The organism is Arthrobacter sp. P1_A5 (assembly GCF_056406825.1).
In genome coordinates this window covers 1-15,840 of record NZ_JBFTZL010000001.1, presented here as the reverse complement: position 1 = coordinate 15,840, position 15,840 = coordinate 1, and the positions used below count along the sequence as shown (strand labels likewise).

General features: G+C 65.7%; 14 protein-coding genes, 2 tRNA genes and 1 pseudogene. 10 read left to right on the top strand and 7 right to left on the bottom strand.

All coding sequences use genetic code 11. The features are described 5' to 3' along the window. Positions 1 to 25: 25 nt before the first annotated feature. The 5 genes from gyrA (at position 26) to AC1D1S_RS00065 (ending at position 3,899) form a co-directional block, all read left to right on the top strand. Positions 26 to 2,764 (top strand): DNA gyrase subunit A, encoded by a 2,739-nt coding sequence (gene gyrA, locus AC1D1S_RS00085; protein ID WP_476942781.1) that lies wholly within the window; start codon positions 26 to 28, stop codon positions 2,762 to 2,764. Beyond that, the gene (locus AC1D1S_RS00080) at positions 2,761 to 3,393 is read left to right on the top strand and encodes a DUF3566 domain-containing protein (protein WP_243178157.1); all 633 of its coding nucleotides are present in this window, start codon (positions 2,761 to 2,763) and stop codon (positions 3,391 to 3,393) included. Before gyrA ends, AC1D1S_RS00080 begins: the two co-directional genes overlap by 4 nt. Before the next feature lie 98 nt (positions 3,394 to 3,491). Then, positions 3,492 to 3,565: transfer RNA gene (locus AC1D1S_RS00075), tRNA-Ile, on the top strand. 63 nt (positions 3,566 to 3,628) lie between these two features. After that, complete coding sequence (locus AC1D1S_RS00070; RefSeq protein WP_306292825.1) at positions 3,629 to 3,751, top strand: DLW-39 family protein; 123 nt, start codon at positions 3,629 to 3,631, stop codon at positions 3,749 to 3,751. Between the two features lie 72 nt (positions 3,752 to 3,823). After that, positions 3,824 to 3,899: transfer RNA gene (locus AC1D1S_RS00065), tRNA-Ala, on the top strand. A gap of 58 nt (positions 3,900 to 3,957) precedes the next feature. Here AC1D1S_RS00065 and AC1D1S_RS00060 read toward each other — a convergent pair. Beyond that, the gene (locus AC1D1S_RS00060) at positions 3,958 to 4,326 is read right to left on the bottom strand and encodes a cupin domain-containing protein (protein WP_243178158.1); all 369 of its coding nucleotides are present in this window, start codon (positions 4,324 to 4,326) and stop codon (positions 3,958 to 3,960) included. 131 nt (positions 4,327 to 4,457) lie between these two features. Between AC1D1S_RS00060 and AC1D1S_RS00055 the strand changes: the two genes are divergently transcribed. Beyond that, a complete protein-coding gene (locus AC1D1S_RS00055; RefSeq protein ID WP_476993460.1) occupies positions 4,458 to 5,387 on the top strand; it encodes a DMT family transporter in 930 nt (309 codons plus the stop codon). A gap of 54 nt (positions 5,388 to 5,441) precedes the next feature. On the opposite strand, the gene AC1D1S_RS00050 is transcribed toward AC1D1S_RS00055, so the two are convergent. Then, entirely contained in the window at positions 5,442 to 6,314 is an 873-nt protein-coding gene (locus AC1D1S_RS00050) for a glycosyltransferase family 2 protein (protein ID WP_243178159.1), read from the bottom strand. A gap of 188 nt (positions 6,315 to 6,502) precedes the next feature. Next, entirely contained in the window at positions 6,503 to 7,501 is a 999-nt protein-coding gene (locus tag AC1D1S_RS00045) for a hypothetical protein (RefSeq protein ID WP_476993459.1), read from the bottom strand. A gap of 155 nt (positions 7,502 to 7,656) precedes the next feature. Here AC1D1S_RS00045 and AC1D1S_RS00040 point away from each other — a divergent pair, with 155 nt between their 5' ends. Next, a complete protein-coding gene (locus tag AC1D1S_RS00040) occupies positions 7,657 to 8,202 on the top strand; it encodes a peptidylprolyl isomerase (RefSeq protein ID WP_026538031.1) in 546 nt (181 codons plus the stop codon). A gap of 9 nt (positions 8,203 to 8,211) precedes the next feature. Next, a complete protein-coding gene (locus AC1D1S_RS00035) occupies positions 8,212 to 9,081 on the top strand; it encodes a rhomboid family intramembrane serine protease (RefSeq protein WP_243178161.1) in 870 nt (289 codons plus the stop codon). Positions 9,082 to 10,229: 1,148 nt separating this feature from the next. Here the strand turns inward: AC1D1S_RS00035 and AC1D1S_RS00030 are convergent. Together AC1D1S_RS00030 and AC1D1S_RS00025 are read right to left on the bottom strand one after the other, a co-directional pair. Next, positions 10,230 to 10,835, bottom strand: a complete 606-nt coding sequence (locus tag AC1D1S_RS00030) for a DNA-3-methyladenine glycosylase I (protein WP_476993458.1) — start codon at positions 10,833 to 10,835, stop codon at positions 10,230 to 10,232. Between the two features lie 105 nt (positions 10,836 to 10,940). Next, entirely contained in the window at positions 10,941 to 11,195 is a 255-nt protein-coding gene (locus AC1D1S_RS00025; RefSeq protein WP_243178163.1) for a cell division protein CrgA, read from the bottom strand. 177 nt (positions 11,196 to 11,372) lie between these two features. On the opposite strand from AC1D1S_RS00025, the pseudogene AC1D1S_RS00020 reads away from it, so the two are divergent. Both AC1D1S_RS00020 and AC1D1S_RS00015 read left to right on the top strand, forming a co-directional pair. Next, positions 11,373 to 12,141 (top strand): annotated as a pseudogene (locus AC1D1S_RS00020) (class E sortase). Positions 12,142 to 12,311: 170 nt separating this feature from the next. Continuing rightward, on the top strand, positions 12,312 to 12,953 hold the full coding sequence (locus tag AC1D1S_RS00015) for an anthranilate synthase component II (protein WP_028278232.1): 642 nt from the start codon (positions 12,312 to 12,314) through the stop codon (positions 12,951 to 12,953). 63 nt (positions 12,954 to 13,016) lie between these two features. Here the strand turns inward: AC1D1S_RS00015 and pknB are convergent, their stop codons facing one another. Further along, positions 13,017 to 15,002, bottom strand: coding sequence for a Stk1 family PASTA domain-containing Ser/Thr kinase (pknB, locus tag AC1D1S_RS00010; RefSeq protein ID WP_476993457.1), 1,986 nt, complete (start codon positions 15,000 to 15,002; stop codon positions 13,017 to 13,019). A 6-nt stretch (positions 15,003 to 15,008) separates the two neighbouring features. Beyond that, a partial coding sequence (locus AC1D1S_RS00005) for a PASTA domain-containing protein (protein ID WP_476993456.1) occupies positions 15,009 to 15,840 on the bottom strand: 832 nt, incomplete at its 5' end.

Genomic DNA, 15,840 nt, shown 5'->3' with positions numbered 1-15,840 from the left:
ATACCTGAAACGGAAAATATAGACTATGAGTGACGAAACACCAGAGGTGCCCGCCGGCTCCGAGCCCGTCCTTGAAGGCGCCATCCTCGATGGCGACGTACTGACCGACCGCGTCGAGCAGGTGGACCTGCAGACCGAAATGCAACGCTCCTACCTCGACTACGCCATGGCCGTGATCGTGGGCCGTGCCCTGCCGGATGTCCGCGACGGCCTCAAGCCCGTCCACCGCCGCGTGCTCTACGCGATGTTCGACGGCGGCTACCGCCCGGAACGCTCCTTCAACAAGTGTGCCCGCGTGGTGGGCGAAGTCATGGGCCAGTACCACCCGCACGGCGACACCGCTATCTACGACGCCCTGGTCCGCCTGATCCAGGACTGGACCATGCGCTACCCGCTGGCGCTGGGCCAGGGCAACTTCGGCTCGCCCGGCAACGACGGCGCCGCGGCTCCGCGGTATACCGAAACCAAGATGGCGCCGCTGGCCATGGAAATGGTCCGGGACATCGACGAGGAAACCGTCGACTTCCAGGACAACTACGACGGCAAGAACCAGGAACCGACCATCCTGCCGGCGCGGTTCCCGAACCTCCTGGTGAACGGGTCCTCCGGCATCGCCGTCGGCATGGCCACCAACATCCCGCCTCACAACCTCCGCGAGGTCGCTGACGGTGTGCAGTGGTACTTGGCCAACCCGACCGCCAGCCGCGAAGAGCTGCTCGAAGAGCTGATCCAGCGCGTCAAGGGACCGGACTTCCCGACCGGCGCCACGATTCTGGGCCACAAGGGCATCGAGGACGCCTACCGCACGGGCCGTGGCTCCATCACGATGCGCGCCGTGGTCAACGTCGAGGAACTCCAGGGCCGCACGTGCCTGGTGGTCACCGAGCTGCCTTACCAGGCCAACCCGGACAACCTGGCCATCAAGATCGCCGAACTCGTCAAGGACGGCAAGATCTCCGGCATCGCCGACCTCCGCGACGAGACCTCGGGCCGCACCGGCCAGCGACTGGTGATCGTGCTCAAGCGCGACGCCGTGGCCAAGGTGGTGCTGAACAACCTCTACAAGCACACCCAGCTGCAGGACAACTTCGCCGCCAACATGCTCGCGATCGTCGACGGGGTGCCGCGCACGCTCAGTCTCGATGCCTTCATCCGGCACTGGGTCACGCACCAGATGGACGTCATTGCCCGCCGCACCCGGTACCGGCTGCGGAAGGCGGAGGAGGAAGCGCACATCCTGCGGGCCCTTCTCAAGGCGCTGGATGCGCTCGATGAGGTCATTGCCCTGATCCGTGCGTCCACCACCACCGAAGCGGCCCGCGACGGGCTGATGGAGCTGCTGGACATCGACGACGTGCAGGCCCGGGCCATCCTGGACATGCAGCTGCGCCGGCTCGCTGCACTGGAACGCCAGAAGATCCAGGACAAGCACGCCGAACTTGAGGCCCTGATCGTCGAATACAACTCGATCCTGGCCTCGGAGGAGCGCCAGCGCGAGATCATCAGCACCGAACTCTCAGAGATCGTGGCCAAGCACGGCGATGACCGCCGCACCAAGGTCCTGCTGGGCTACGACGGCGACATGTCCATCGAGGATCTGATCCCCGAGGAGGAAATGGTCGTCACCATTACCCGCGGCGGCTACGTCAAGCGCACCCGCAGCGACAACTACCGCTCGCAGCAGCGCGGCGGCAAGGGCATCAAGGGCGCGCAGCTGCGCGGCGACGACGTCGTCGAACACTTCTTCGTCACCACCACCCACCACTGGCTGCTCTTCTTCACCAACCTGGGCCGGGTCTACCGCGCCAAGGCGTACGAGCTCGTGGAAGCCGGCCGCGACGCCAAGGGCCAGCACGTGGCAAACCTGATGGCGTTCCAGCCGGACGAGCACATCGCCCAGGTGCTGGACCTGCGCGACTACCAGCACGCCCCTTACCTGGTGCTCGCCACCAAACGCGGCCTCGTCAAAAAGACCCGTCTGGAGGACTACGACACCAACCGGTCCGCCGGCGTCATCGCCATCAACCTGCGCGACGGCGATGAGCTTGTCTCGGCCCAGCTGGTGTCCGAGACCGATGACCTCATGCTGGTCTCCCGCAAGGGCCAGTCCGTCCGCTTCACCGCGACCGACGATGCGCTGCGCCCGATGGGCCGTGCCACCTCGGGCGTGACCGGCATGAAGTTCCGCGAGGACGACGAACTGCTGGCGGCCGACGTCGTGCAGGACGGTTCGTTTGTCTTCATTGTCACCGAAGGCGGCTTCGCCAAGCGGACCGCAGTGGAGGAATACCGCCTCCAGGGCCGCGGCGGCCTTGGCATCAAGGTGGGCAAGTACCAGGAAGAACGTGGCCACCTCGTCGGGGCCCTCATTGTCAACGAGGAAGACGAAGTCCTGGTGGTCATGGAAGGCGGCAAGGTGGTCCGCTCGTCGGTCAGCGGCGTGCCGGCCAAGGGCCGCGACACCATGGGCGTGATCTTTGCCAAGCCGGACAAGAACGACCGCATCATCGCCGTCGCGCGCAACAGCGAACGCGGGCTCGAAGTCGAGGAACCGGCCGAAGGTCAAGATGCCGGTGAAGACACCGGTGAAAATGCCGGAGACGTGGCCGAAAATCGGGCATCCACGCCCGATGACGTAACGTTGGCTGAAGATGGCGGACTGCATGAGGAGTCCGCAGCGGCAGAATCAGTACCGGCCCCGGAGTCAGATGAGTCATCAGGCAATGCCGAGCTGGACGAAGACAATACCGGAGGTAACGAGTGAGTAATTCCGACTCATATCCCAAGCCGAGCAGCGGCGTGCCGAGCGGAGTGCGGCAGCCCGCCGCCGCACCACGCGTAGGCGCCCCCTCGCGTCCGCAGCAGCGCCCCGGGGTGTCCGGCGCAGCCACGGGAACGGGCCAGCGGCCCGCCGCACCCGGCCAGCGCCCCACGGTCCCCGGACAGCGCCCCGCCGTCCCGGGTCAGCGCCCCGCCCAGTCCGGCGGGCAAGGCACTGCCGGGCTGATCAAGCCCGCTCCCAAGGCCAAGGTGCGCCGTGCCAGGCTGCTGGTCAGCAAGGTTGACCCCTGGTCCGTGCTGAAAATGGCCTTCCTGCTCTCCGTGGCGCTGGGAATCGTCACCGTCGTGGCGGCGATCGTGCTCTGGACCGTCCTGGACCTGACCGGGATCTTTGACCAGGTGGACAGCCTGCTCGGGACCCTCGCCGGCTCCGAAGGCGGCGGCTTCGAGTTGAAGAAGGTGGCATCCTTGGGTCAGGTGGCCTCATTTGCCACCATCATCGCCGTAATCAATGTGGTGCTGCTGACGGCGCTGTCGATGCTTTCGGCGGTGCTCTACAACATTGCCGCGACGCTCGTCGGCGGCATCGGCGTGACCCTCACGGACGACTAATGCCCTTACTTTTCCGCGGATTCCCGCGGAAAAAGGCCTCGATTTGAGATCGGGCCGGGATGTGCTGTACAGTCATATCTCGGCCCGATGAGGCATCGGGGCGTATAGCTCAGGCGGTTAGAGCGCTTCGCTGATAACGAAGAGGTCCCAGGTTCAAGTCCTGGTACGCCCACGGAACCTGTACTGGTTCTGGCAGAGGTTAGTGAAGGTTCGTCCATGACAGAACCGGAACGGGGTGCATGTGAAGAAGTTGCTGGTTATCGCAGCCACGGTCGCAGGCGTCCTCCTCTACAGGAAAGTGCAGGAATCCGAAGCCCGGAAAGTGATCTGGAGCAATTCAACCGATACGGTTGACTAGCCCGGAACCCGGGGATGGAAGCTGGAAATCAGCTCTCCGGACCTAGGGTATGATTGWCGGGTTGCTTCTTATGGGGGCATGGCGCAATTGGTAGCGCACCTGCTTTGCAAGCAGGGGGTTCGGGGTTCGAGTCCCCGTGCCTCCACCATAGGAAAAGCCCCGGACAGCGGAAACGCTGTCCGGGGCTTTTTTCATGCCTTCCCCACTCACTCCTTCGGCTTGGCGTAGTCCGCCATCCCTTGCCAGTCGATATACACGTAGGGCTCGTCGCCGAGCACCCAGGCGTCGTGGCCCGGCGGAATCACACCGAAGTCGCCGGGCCCGAATTCGAGTTCTTCGCCGTCGTCCATGACGACTTTGATGCGGCCGGAAATCGTGTAGCCGGTATGGCTGGCCATGCAGCTGTCAGTTTTGGCGATCGGCTTGACGTGGTCTGACCACTTCCAGCCCGGAAGGAAGGTGGCCCGTCCAACCGGGCCGGCCTCGAGGTTGACGAGCTCCACCTGACCCATGCCCTCGGCAACGGGGCGCGTCTCTTCGGGATTGTCCAGGCTCTTGCGGATCATTGACGCCATGATGGTCTCCTTCTTCGATGATGGCGAGACCGGAACGTGAGACCGCGCCTTAAGGTTGGCACCGCGGTATGCACCCGTCAAGGAGCAGCGGCCGTAAGGGCCCCTGCTGTCCGTCCCATTAGTGTTGGAGCGTGAACTTCTTACTTGCGGCCGTAGGTGTGCTGGGTGTGGCCTCGTCGGGGCCCCTTATTGCCGCCACGCTGGGCGCCACGTCGGTCAGTGCCCTCGCCATCGCTTTCTGGCGCAACGCCATTGGAGCAGTCGTGATGGCCGGTCCGGTTGTGGTCCGCAACCCCCKTCAGTTCGGAAAGGTGACCGGAGCCGAGTTCCGCTGGTCGCTCGCCGCTGCCGTCGCCCTGGCCCTGCACTTCGCGTGTTTCATTACCTCCCTGCAGCTGACGTCGGTCGCGGCGGCGACTGCGCTGGTGTGCCTTCAGTCAGGCTGGATCGCGATCTTCCAGCTCTTCCGGGGAGTCCGGCTCCGCTGGCCGGTCCTGGTAGGGCTGGGGCTCGCCTTCGGCGGTGTCGTGACAATCACCGGTTTTGATATGGGCTCCTCGCCCGAGGCGCTTGTGGGCGATCTCCTGGCCGTCGCCGGCGGCGCCCTGGCGGGCATCTACACGCTCGCCGGAGGCAAGGCGCGGCAGAGCATGGGCACCGGCGTCTATACGACCCTGTGCTACGGCATGTGCGCCGCGATTGTGGCGGGGATGGCGCTGTTGGCCGGACAGCCGCTGGCAGGGTTCGAAGCCACCGGCTGGCTGGGGATCCTCGCCATTACCGTGTGCGCACAGCTGGTGGGGCACACCGCGTTCAACTATCTGCTGGCGACCATGAGCCCGCTGCTGGTGTCCATGATCATCCTGCTGGAAATCCCCGGAGCGGCGCTCCTGGCCGCAGCCTTCCTGGACGAGACGCTGCCGGCCGGGACCTACGTGGGGCTGGCGATGATCCTGGTGGGGCTCGCCGTCGTGGTCCTGGGGCAGCGAGGCTCACGCTCCGCCCGGAGAACGGGCGAGGGAGCCGGTGAAGAGCGGCTGGCGGAGCTCGGCACCGACTAGGCCGCTCCCGGCGGCCGCATCTCCCGGCGGCCGCGTGGCCGCCGCCATTGGCCGCTATTGGCCGCCGCGGCGGGCCGGCTGGGCAACGTTGACCGTGTGGATGGCACGGAGCAATTTCGCCGGGAAGTAGACCGAGAAGAAGACCACCATGGGCGCCTTCAGTGCCATCTTCTTGACGTTGTGGGCCTTGTAGGTGCGGTCAAAGCGCGTCACGTAGTAGCGGTAATCCCGCGGCGAGTCCTCCAGCCGCCGGGCCGACATGCCCGAGATCATCTGCGGCCAGTACTGGATCCGGAGCTCGTGGTCGGCCAGGTGCAGCGACAGATCAATGTCCTCGTGCATCTCGTCCCGCTCGTCGCGGCAGGCTTCTGTGCGGATGGTCTCCCAGGCCGAGCGGCGCAGTGCCATGTTGGACCCGAAGAGGAAATGATACTGGTGCTTGGCAAGCCTGAGCATCAGTTGGCGCATCTTGTCGTCGGCCTTGAGCCCGAACCGGCGCATGGGCATGTCGTAATAGACCACCGGACCCGTCGCAGCGTGCACAGACTCGTCGGCGAAGGCTTTCTGCACCTGCTCCACCCAGTCCGGTTCCAGCACGGAATCGGCGTCGATCCGGCCGAGGATATCGCCCGTGGCGTGGTCCAGACCGAAGTTGCGTGTGGGAATGAGCCCCTGGTCGCGGTCCTGGCTGAGCAGGATGATCGGGCTCTCCGGATACTCCAGTTGCATCTGCCGCACGATTTCCGCCGTGCGGTCCGTGGACAGGTTGTCCACCACAATGATTTCGTGGGCGGGCACCGACTGGTAGACCGCGGCGATCAGACACTGCCGGATGACGCTTTCCTCGTTGTACGCCGGGATGACGATAGACACAGCCGGCGGTGGAGCAAGGAGCAAGGCATCCTGGGGTGATCTATGGGGTGACATCACCACAAATTTAGCATCAAGCCTGGCGTTTGAAGCCGGACCGTGACGTGCCTGCGGAGCCCGCGTCAAACAAAAGGAGGGATCCCGCACTGTGGCGGAATCCCTCCTTGGGAGAGTGCAGGACACCTGCCGGCAGCCGGACTGCCCGGCGCAGGGTCTCGACTCAGCCGGCCTGTGCCGGCCAGGTTCTACTTGCCGGGCTTGTCTGTGCCGTTGTTCAGGCTGGCCGCGATGTTGCGTACGGCCGTTTTGGCGTCGGTGGCAACCTTGTCGGCGGCGTCAGCGGCGTTGCCGGCGGCGTCCTTGGCCGTTTCCGTGGCTTTGTCCGCCGCGGTGGTTGCGGAATCGGAAGCCTCCTTGGATGCCTCAGCCGCGGAGTCCGCTGCCGCTACAGTCGCGGAACCGGCCTTGTCGGCGGCGTCCTTCAGCGATTCGCCGGCCGGGGCGGCCGTGGGGGCGGGCTTTACCGGCGTCGGTACCTTCCAAGGGTCCTCCACCGGCCTGGACGCCCGCCAGGCGGCGATACCGGCTGCAACGGCGGCAGCGATGATGCCGAAGATCAGCAGGCCGCGGTGCTTGGGCTTCTGCTGCTTGGCGAGCTTGGCATTAGCCGTCTTGGTGACCTCGGTGGCGGCCGCTTTGATGTTCTTGCTGGCGTTCTTGCCTGCCTTCTTGGCGTGTCCCTTGACGGCCTGGGCCTGCGTCTGAACGCCGGTGACAACACCGGAATCAACAAGCTTCTGTGCGACGGCGTCCACGTGGGCCGGGGCGTTTTCCAACGTGCGGTGGACGACCACGGAAGCCTGCCCGATCTGGTCGGAAAGCCTGGGCAGGTACTCGACAACAACCCGGTCGCGTGCATTGGCGATGACCGGGGCTGCCTTGTCCACAGCTTCGTGCAGGCGCGGGGTCGCGCTGTCCGCGGCATCGTGGATCCTCGGCGCCAGCTGGGCCAGGCCATCCTGAAGGCGGGGAGTGACAGTGGCAACGCCGCCGGCCAGATTGTGGGCCGCCGACTTGAGGCCCTCCTGGATCTTGGGAGAGGCGGTGTCCAGTCCGTGCTGCAGGCGGGGAACAGCCCAGTTCACGGCAGCCTCAACCCGCGGGGCCGCCCAATCCTTGGCGCTGTCTACTCCGGTGCTTACTGACTGCTCCAGGTCACGGGCAATACGATCCGTTTTCTTCACAACTACCTCCCGATTAATGTGACGGTTCTGCAGTTAGCCTACGTGTCTATGAACGCACCGGCTATTCTTCAGGCCGATTTCCAGTGGATTTCACCCAGCGCGGAACTGACTGTGCGGCCCTATGCGGGCGGAGCCGTCATGGAAGAATGGGCCCTATGACTGCCAACGCAACCGCAAAAGCCACTATCCACACGAGCCTCGGCGACATCGTCGTCAACCTCTTTGGCAACCACGCGCCGAAGACCGTCGACAACTTCGTCGGGCTGGCCACCGGTGAGAAGGCCTGGACCCACCCGGAAACGGGCGAGGACAAGACCGGCACGCCGCTCTACAACGGCACCATCTTCCACCGCATCATCAAGGACTTCATGATCCAGGCCGGCGATCCCCTGGGCCGCGGCACCGGTGGACCGGGCTACAAATTCGACGATGAGATCCACCCGGAACTGACTTTCAACGAGCCGTACAAGCTGGCCATGGCCAACGCCGGCGTCCAGATGGGCCGCGGCACCAACGGTTCGCAGTTCTTCATCACCACCATCCCCACCGGCTGGCTGCAGGGCAAGCACAGCATCTTCGGTGAGGTCGCCGATGACGAATCCAAGAAGGTCGTCGACGCGATCGAAGGCGTCCGCACCGGCATGGGCGACCGCCCCGTCGAGGATGTCACCATCAACAGCATTGACATCGAAAAGCTCTAACCCACCACCATGAGCTACGGAATTCCGGCGGCAGAGCCGTCCGCAGAGGTCCCGGTATGCCCCAGACACCCGGACCGGCCCGCCTATGTGCGTTGCCAGCGGTGCGGGCGCCCTGCGTGCCCCGACTGCCAGCGGGCGGCCGCCGTCGGATTCCAATGCGTTGACTGTGTCAACGAAACCAAGCGCACGACGCCGGCCGTCAGGACCGTCTACGGCGGCGCCGTGACCGCCGGCAAACCCGTGGTCACTTACGTGATCATCGCGCTGTGTGCCCTTGTCTATGCGCTGCAGTGGATTGTCCCCAACGACGGGATTTACCAGCAACTGGCCTACGCTCCCGCCCTGACCGGCGTTGAACCGTGGCGGATGCTCACTTCGGCGTTCCTGCACTCGCAGGGATTCCTGCTCCACATCGTCCTGAACATGTACACGCTGTGGATATTCGGCCAGATCCTTGAGCCGCTGCTGGGCCACGCCCGCTTCCTGGCCATCTACCTGCTCTCGGCCGTCGGCGGCTCCGTCGGCTTCCTCCTGCTGACCCCGGTGTATCCGGTGAACGGCCCAGTGGGCCTCGTCGGCGCCTCCGGCGCCATCTTTGGCCTGTTCGGCGCCCTGCTGGTGGTCCAGCGCCAGCGCGGCGGCGAAGTCCGCCAGCTCCTGGTCCTTATTGCAATCAACGGCGTCATCGGCTTCATGGTCCCGCAGATCGCCTGGCAGGCCCATCTCGGCGGCCTCGTCACCGGCGCCCTGAGCGCCGCTGTCATTGCCTACACCCCCCGCGGCCCGCGGCAGACCCTGCTGCAGGCCATCGGCCTCGCCGTGGTCCTGGCCTTGGTGACCGCCGTGTCCGTCGTGCGGATGACCGGCGCCAGCGCTTAGCCCGCTCCTGCCGAAGCCCCGGCCGCAATCGCCCGCAATTCGGCCGCATTCGGCCGTAATTGAACGCATTTAGCGCCCGGCCCCCTTCACTCTTTACCAGTGTTTCTCTCGCTGGGGTTCCTTGGCTGTTCCCTCCATTTTATGGACCTTTCCCCCTGTACCCCCGGGCCGAGCCCCCGCACCTGAATTCACAGGTGCGGATCCGAGAGTTTTCCACAGCGGTTATCCACATTGTTAATAACTTACAAGCGTGTAGTTCACTGTGACGACCCGGCTCTGGCCGCCCGGGCTGGCGATTATCCAGCTTGCAGGCGATGCTGCCGACCTGATCTCCACACCTGTGGATAACTTCTGTGGGTTGCCCTGTGAGTAAGTGGACAACTTTGCCCGCGCAGGCCCTGTTGCCTGGCGCCGGGCGGCACCAGCCCTGTCCCGGCCCTATGCAGGCCCTGCGCCGCGGGCACTCCAGAGAGTACTCCACAGAACGGTGCCGCGGGCACGCCGGGGACCGGTACCTCAGGACCTCCAGGCGGCGCCGCGTCACCACGCCGCACTCCCAGCGCCGTCGCCCCCCACTGGCCCCGCCCGCGTCGGCGGCAGGTCACGACGGGCCGTGGGACGGCCGCGGTGCGTGTTTCAACAGGGTTATTCACAGTGTTAATAACTTGATGGTCTGAGCATCCGCGGGATTCAACCCGGCTCATGGCCCGGCAGAGGGGGTTGCGGCTCCTATCGACCGGCTGTTATCCCCAGCTGTGGATAACTTGTGGGTAGTGGCCTGTTGTTAAGTGGATAACTTGCTCGTTGCAGCTGTTGTCGGGACGGACAACAACGTCGGGCGGCCGGCTGGCCCCAAGGCGGCCCCGAGGCTGCCGTGAGCCGGCCGTGCGGCGGAACCGCGGTGCCATCCGCGGCCTGTTGCGGGGTCAGGGAACTTGTCCACAGGAAATCCACAGTGTTAATAACTTACAGCTGTGTAATTCAGGGTAGGCCGGGGATCTCATCAGTGGCATTGCGCCCCGCTGTGGCCGCTGAACCCGGCTGAACCGCATGAAGACCCGGAAACTTATAAACAGTGTGGATAAGTTTCCCCAGACTTGTGCACAGCTGTGGATAAGGAGGCGGGACCTCGCCGGGTCACCGTCGGGTCACTGCGACCAGACGCCCGATGACCCGCGCCGGTGGCTGTCCAGCAGATGGGTGTCCACCATTCCGATGGCCTCCATGAGCGCGAACATCGTGGTGGGCCCCACGAAGGCGAAGCCCTTCTTGCGCAGCGCCTTGGAAAGCGCGACGGACTCGGCCGAGGTAGTAGGGACCTCATCGAGGGAGTCCGGCCGGGGTGTGTCGGCCGGCTGGAACGCCCATACGAAGTCAACCAGGCCGCCGTCGTCCCTCAACGCCAGAGTAGCGCGGGCATTGGTGATGGTTGCCTGGATCTTCAGCCGGTTCCGGACGATCCCGGCATCGAGCATGAGCCGCTCCACATCGGCGTCCGTGAAGCGGGCCACCAGTTCCGGGTCGAAGTCCTTGAACGCCGCGCGGAAAGCGGGCCGCTTACGCAGGATCGTCGCCCATGAAAGCCCCGCCTGGAATCCCTCGAGGCTGATGCGTTCGTAGAGGCCCTGTTCGTCCCGGACGGGCATGCCCCACTCGGAGTCGTAATACTCGCGCAGCATGGGATCCACGGAGGCCCACACAGGCCGCGCCAGTCCGTCGTCGCCAATGGTCGAGCCGTTTACTGCCGGGGTCATCTGGATTCCTTCGCTGGGCCGGGATTAATGCTGTGGATTAACGGCGGCGGGCCGGCACACTGTGTGTACCGGCCCGTCAGGGATGTGCGCCGCGCGGGCCTGGTGTCAGGAACGCCAGCGTGTGGTCATCAGGAAGCCGATGATCGCGATTCCGAAGCCGGCGACGATGTTCAACGAGCCCCAAGCCTGAACCGGGAAGGCGCCCTCGGTGATGTAGAACGTGATGATCCACAGCAGGCCAATGATCATCAGGCCAAACATGACGGGCTTGAACCAGACCGGATTGGGTTTGTAGGCCTCCGCGGCAGAAGTCTGCGGGGCCACAGGGGCAGTCCTTTTACGCGGCTTCGACTCGGGCACTGATCCTCCTTGGCGGGCTGGAACAAGAGCGGCCAACGTGGCTTGGTATCCTGCAGGAAGCGAGCCCCTGCCGGCCAACGTGCTCTTGGTCGAGCTTGAATTCTTGTGTCGCACAATTCTAGCTGTAGTTCCGGCCACGCCGTGGACCCCCGCAACCGTCTTGGAGGAGAACCCGCAGTGCTGGAGTTGGAGCAGGGATCCGGCCGGACGGCCCGCAGCCGCCGCGGGCTGCTCCTGCGCACCATCCACGTCGCGGGCGAGCCGCTCCTGACCGCGGGCGTCATTGTCCTGCTCTTTGTGGCCTTGCAGTTGTGGTGGACGAATGTGGCCTCCGACGCCCGGCAGCGGGAGGCGGTGCACGACTTTGGCCGCGGGATTGGAACCGCCGCTCCCGCAGCGCCGCCTCTGCCGTCGTCGGCTGTTGCCCCGGAACCCGCCGTCGCGCCCGAACCGGCCGAGGGCGCGACCATCGGCATCCTGTACGTTCCCCGTTTCGGCGCCGGATACACGCGTCCAATGGTTCAGGGAACCACTCCGGCGGTGTTGGACACTCTGGGCATCGGGCACTATCAGGGCACGGCCATGCCGGGGCTGCGGGAAACTTCGCCGTGGCAGGGCACCGACAGACCCACGGCGCCGTCCTGGACCATATCGACGCCCTGGTGCCCGGGACCGGATCTACGTCCAGACCCGTGAGGGCTACTATGTCTACGTGTTCCGGAACAGCCAGACAGTCCTTCCCTCGCGGACCGATGTGCTGTTGCCGGTGCCGATGCTGCCGGGCGCCGCGCCGACGCAGAGCTACCTGACCATGACGAGCTGCAACCCGCGGTTTGGCTCCGAGGAACGCTTTGTGGCCTACGCCCTGCTGGAGCGGTGGCAGTCTCTTTCGGCTGGACCGCCGGCTGAAATTTCCCGGGCGGCCCGCGCGGCCGGGGAAGGCTGACGAATGTATGGCTGGCTTTTCCGCCGCCTTCCCGGGCCCTTGTGGCTCAGGATTGCGACCGCGCTGGTGCTGGCGGCCAGAGCACTGGTATTGATGGTTCAGTTCCTTTTTCCCTGGCTGGCGCAATTCACCCAGTTAACAGATTCAACGATTGGTTCAGCAAGGCACCCATGAGCACAACCAAGATCCTGGTCGTAGACAACTACGACAGCTTTGTCTACACCCTGGTCGGCTATCTCCAGGAGCTCGGTGCGGAGACCACCGTAGTCCGCAACGACGACGTCACGCTTGCCGAGGCGATCGAAATGGCCGAGGCGCGGGACGGCGTCCTCATCTCTCCCGGTCCGGGGAATCCAGCCGGGGCCGGCGTCTGCATTGAGCTGATCAAGTGGTGCGGCAGCCACGACAAGCCCATGCTGGGTGTCTGCCTGGGGCACCAGGCGCTGGCGGAGGCGTACGGCGGAACCGTGACGCACGCTCCCGAACTGATGCACGGCAAGACTTCCCTCGTCGAACACCATGGAACCAGCGTCTTTGCGGGGCTCCCCTCGCCCCTCACGGCCACCCGCTACCATTCGCTGGCCGCTGTCCGCGAGAGCATCCCGGAGGTACTGGAGATCACCGCGGAGACGGGCACCGGTGTGGTGATGGGCCTGCAGCACCGTACCGCCCCGCTGTGCGGCGTCCAGTTCCACCCGGAATCCGTCCTGACCGAAGGCGGCTACCAGATGCTAGGCAACTGGCTGGAGTCTCTGGGCATGGCGGGCGCTGCCGAACGGGCAGCAGACCTGAGCCCGCTCATCAAGCACTGACCCGCCAGGCGTTGAATGCGCCGGCGCGGCGGCAGCCGGCACCCTAGGTTTTTCCCGACTGGGTTAGGGGAACAGGCCGCCCAGGGCCGCGTCCTCTTTGGACGCGCTCTTGGTCGGCGTCGGCGTCGGCGTGGGCGTGGGCGACGGCGGGGGCGGCGGCGGAGCCGGTGCCTTCGCCACGGTCACGGTGATGGTCTTGCCCTGTTCGACGAGCGAATCCGCGGCATCGGCCTGGCCTGTCACCTTGCCCGGAGCCACCTGGGTGTTCTCCACTTCGGTGGCCTTGAGCACCAGGCCCTGTTCCTTCAGTCTCGCCTCCGCCTCCGCCAGCGGCAGCCCGATCAGCTGCGGCACAGCCACCTTGCCGGTGGAGACGACGATTTCGACCGCGTCCGCCACGGCCACAACCTGGCCCGGGGCCGGGTTGGTGGTGATGACAATGCCGACCGGAACCGTGGGGTTGTTGGACATCTTGGTGGTGAGGGCGCCAGTCAGCCCCGTTTGGTGGAGAAGATCGCGGGCTGCCGCCTCGGTCCGGCCGGGCAGGTCCGTCGGGATGGTAATCGCGCTGGGRCCCTCGGAGATGTTGAGGATGATGTCCGAGTTGGCGGCCATGGAACTCCCCGACGTCGGCACGGTGCCAATCGCGGTGCCTTTGGGAATGCTCTCGTGCTGCAGCCGTTGGAGCTGTGGCTTGAAACCTGCGTTGTACAGCCTTTGCAGGGCCTCTGATTCCGTCAGGGACGTGACAGTGGGAACCAGTACCTTGGTTGCCTGTGGCGGGGCCTGATTCATGAGGTTGTACAGCCAGAGGCCGCCGCCGGCCAGCACCAGCAGTGTGAGGACTACGAGCGTTGCGATCCAGGTGCGGCGGCGCGTCTTCTGGCGCGGGGTGTGCTCGCGTTCGACCGGCAGCGCCAGCGGCAGGCTGCCGGTGTCCGCAATGCCATAGAGTTCGGTGCCCGCCGGCTGCAGCACTTCCTCGTCGTCGGGTGTTTCTTCGGCGGGCCGCAGCCGGCCCCCGGGGGAATCGTCGAGGAACTTGGCACCGGTCAGGGAGAAAGCTGCCGTGGCCGCCAGGGGGTCGTGCCGGGGAACCTCGTTGGTGGGGTCGGTGGGGGCCTCGCTGGCGGAAGGCGCCGTGACCGGAACGCCGCTGCGCGCGGCCCGCAGGGCGCGGCGGAAGGCGGCGGCGTCCTGGAAACGGTCGGCGCGGTTCTTCTGCAGGGCCTTCATCAACACGCTGTCCAGCGCGGCGGAGACGTCGGGATTGAGGCTGCTGGCGGGCTCGGGGATCTCACGAACGTGCTGGTAGGCCACGGAGACGGGGCTGTCGCCGATGAACGGCGGCCGGCCGGTCAGCATCTCGTAGAGAAGGCATCCGGCGGAGTACAGGTCGCTGCGCGCGTCGACGGCTTCGCCCCGGGCCTGTTCCGGGGACAGGTACTGCGCCGTGCCGACGACGGCCTGCGTCTGCGTCATGGTGGCGGACGAATCCGCAATGGCGCGGGCGATTCCGAAGTCCATGACCTTGACGCTGTTTGAATCGGGGCAAAACATCACGTTGGCGGGCTTGATGTCGCGGTGCACGATCCCGGCCTTGTGGCTGTAATCGAGCGCGGACAGCACGCCCAGGGTGAAGTCGATCGCCTGGTCGATGGTGACGTCCTTGGCCCGCACCATGTCGCGGATGGTCTTGCCGGAAACGAACTCCATCACGATGTAGGGCACCCGGACGCTGTCGTCGTGGTCACCGGGGACCGCGTGGTCCCCGGTGTCGAAGACAGCCACGATCGAGGGGTGGTTGAGTGCCGCGACAGCCTGGGCCTCGCGCTTGAAGCGGGCCTGGAACTGCGGATCCCGGGCCAGGTCCGGGCGCAGCAGCTTGACGGCCACGGTACGTCCCAGCCGGGTATCGAGGCCGCGGAAAACATCCGCCATGCCGCCACGGCCGATCAGCTCACCCAGCTCATAGCGCCCGCTGAGGACGCGCTGCGTGTTCGCCGGGCGTTCCTCCCTGTGCGACGGAGTGCGGGGTGTATTGCTCATGATCGTTTAGGGTCCGGACTTGGTAGGTGACGGTGAAGGGGTTGTGGCCGTGGCCTTGGCGAGGTGGTAGGTCACGACGCTTCCGGCGGTCACTTTGGACCCGGAAGGAGGCTGCGAGCTCACGAACGTGCCCGGATCTTCGTTCTTGTTCGTGGGACTGACGTCGGCTCCCTTGGCCCAGCGCAGCCCGGCGTCCTGGATGGCCTGCTGGGCTTCAGCCTCGCTGGCGCCCGCCTTGATGGACGGGACCTCGACCATTTCCGGGCCCTTGGAGTAGCTGACGGTGATGGTGGTGCCCGGCTGGACCGCACCGGAGGGATCGATGTTGGTGACGGTGCCTGGCGTCGCGTCGTTGACGACCTCGACACCGGTGACTTGCAGCCCCTTGCCAATCAGCTCGTTGCGGACATCGTTGTACGGCCGCCCCAGGTAGGCATCCGGGATCAGGTTGACCGCTGCCGGGGTGGATTCGGTGGGTTTCGGGGAGCTGGGCGTGGGGGTGGGCGTCTCGGTCGGGGAAGCCGACGACGCCGACGGCGTGGCACTGCTCGGTTTCGCGATGCTGGACGTGGCACTGCTCGTGGCCGGACCCTGCGAGGGGAAGAGACTGCCGGCCTGGCTCAGGACCACACCGACCAGGACGAACACCACCAGCAGGATCAACGCAATCAGCGGCCAGGTCCACGGGCTGCGTCCGCGGCGCTTCGGCTCCTCCTCCGGCTCGTCGTAGTCTTCTTCCTCCTCTTCCTGCACCCAGCTTCGCTCGGCCGCCAGGGCGTCGGCGCGGTTGAGGGCGTTGCGGGCGCCGTAGCCGCTGGCTGCGGCAGCGCCGGCTGCC

What these genes read in the sequence shown, in the direction of transcription:
- AC1D1S_RS00060 (WP_243178158.1), bottom strand. Translation starts at nt 4,326, where the DNA reads ATGGCGTCAATGATCCGCAAGAGCCTGGACAATCCCGAAGAGACGCGC.
- AC1D1S_RS00015 (WP_028278232.1), top strand. Translation starts at nt 12,312, where the DNA reads ATGAGCACAACCAAGATCCTGGTCGTAGACAACTACGACAGCTTTGTC.
- gyrA (WP_476942781.1), top strand. Translation starts at nt 26, where the DNA reads ATGAGTGACGAAACACCAGAGGTGCCCGCCGGCTCCGAGCCCGTCCTT.
- AC1D1S_RS00030 (WP_476993458.1), bottom strand. Translation starts at nt 10,835, where the DNA reads ATGACCCCGGCAGTAAACGGCTCGACCATTGGCGACGACGGACTGGCG.
- AC1D1S_RS00050 (WP_243178159.1), bottom strand. Translation starts at nt 6,314, where the DNA reads ATGTCACCCCATAGATCACCCCAGGATGCCTTGCTCCTTGCTCCACCG.
- AC1D1S_RS00040 (WP_026538031.1), top strand. Translation starts at nt 7,657, where the DNA reads ATGACTGCCAACGCAACCGCAAAAGCCACTATCCACACGAGCCTCGGC.
- AC1D1S_RS00035 (WP_243178161.1), top strand. Translation starts at nt 8,212, where the DNA reads ATGAGCTACGGAATTCCGGCGGCAGAGCCGTCCGCAGAGGTCCCGGTA.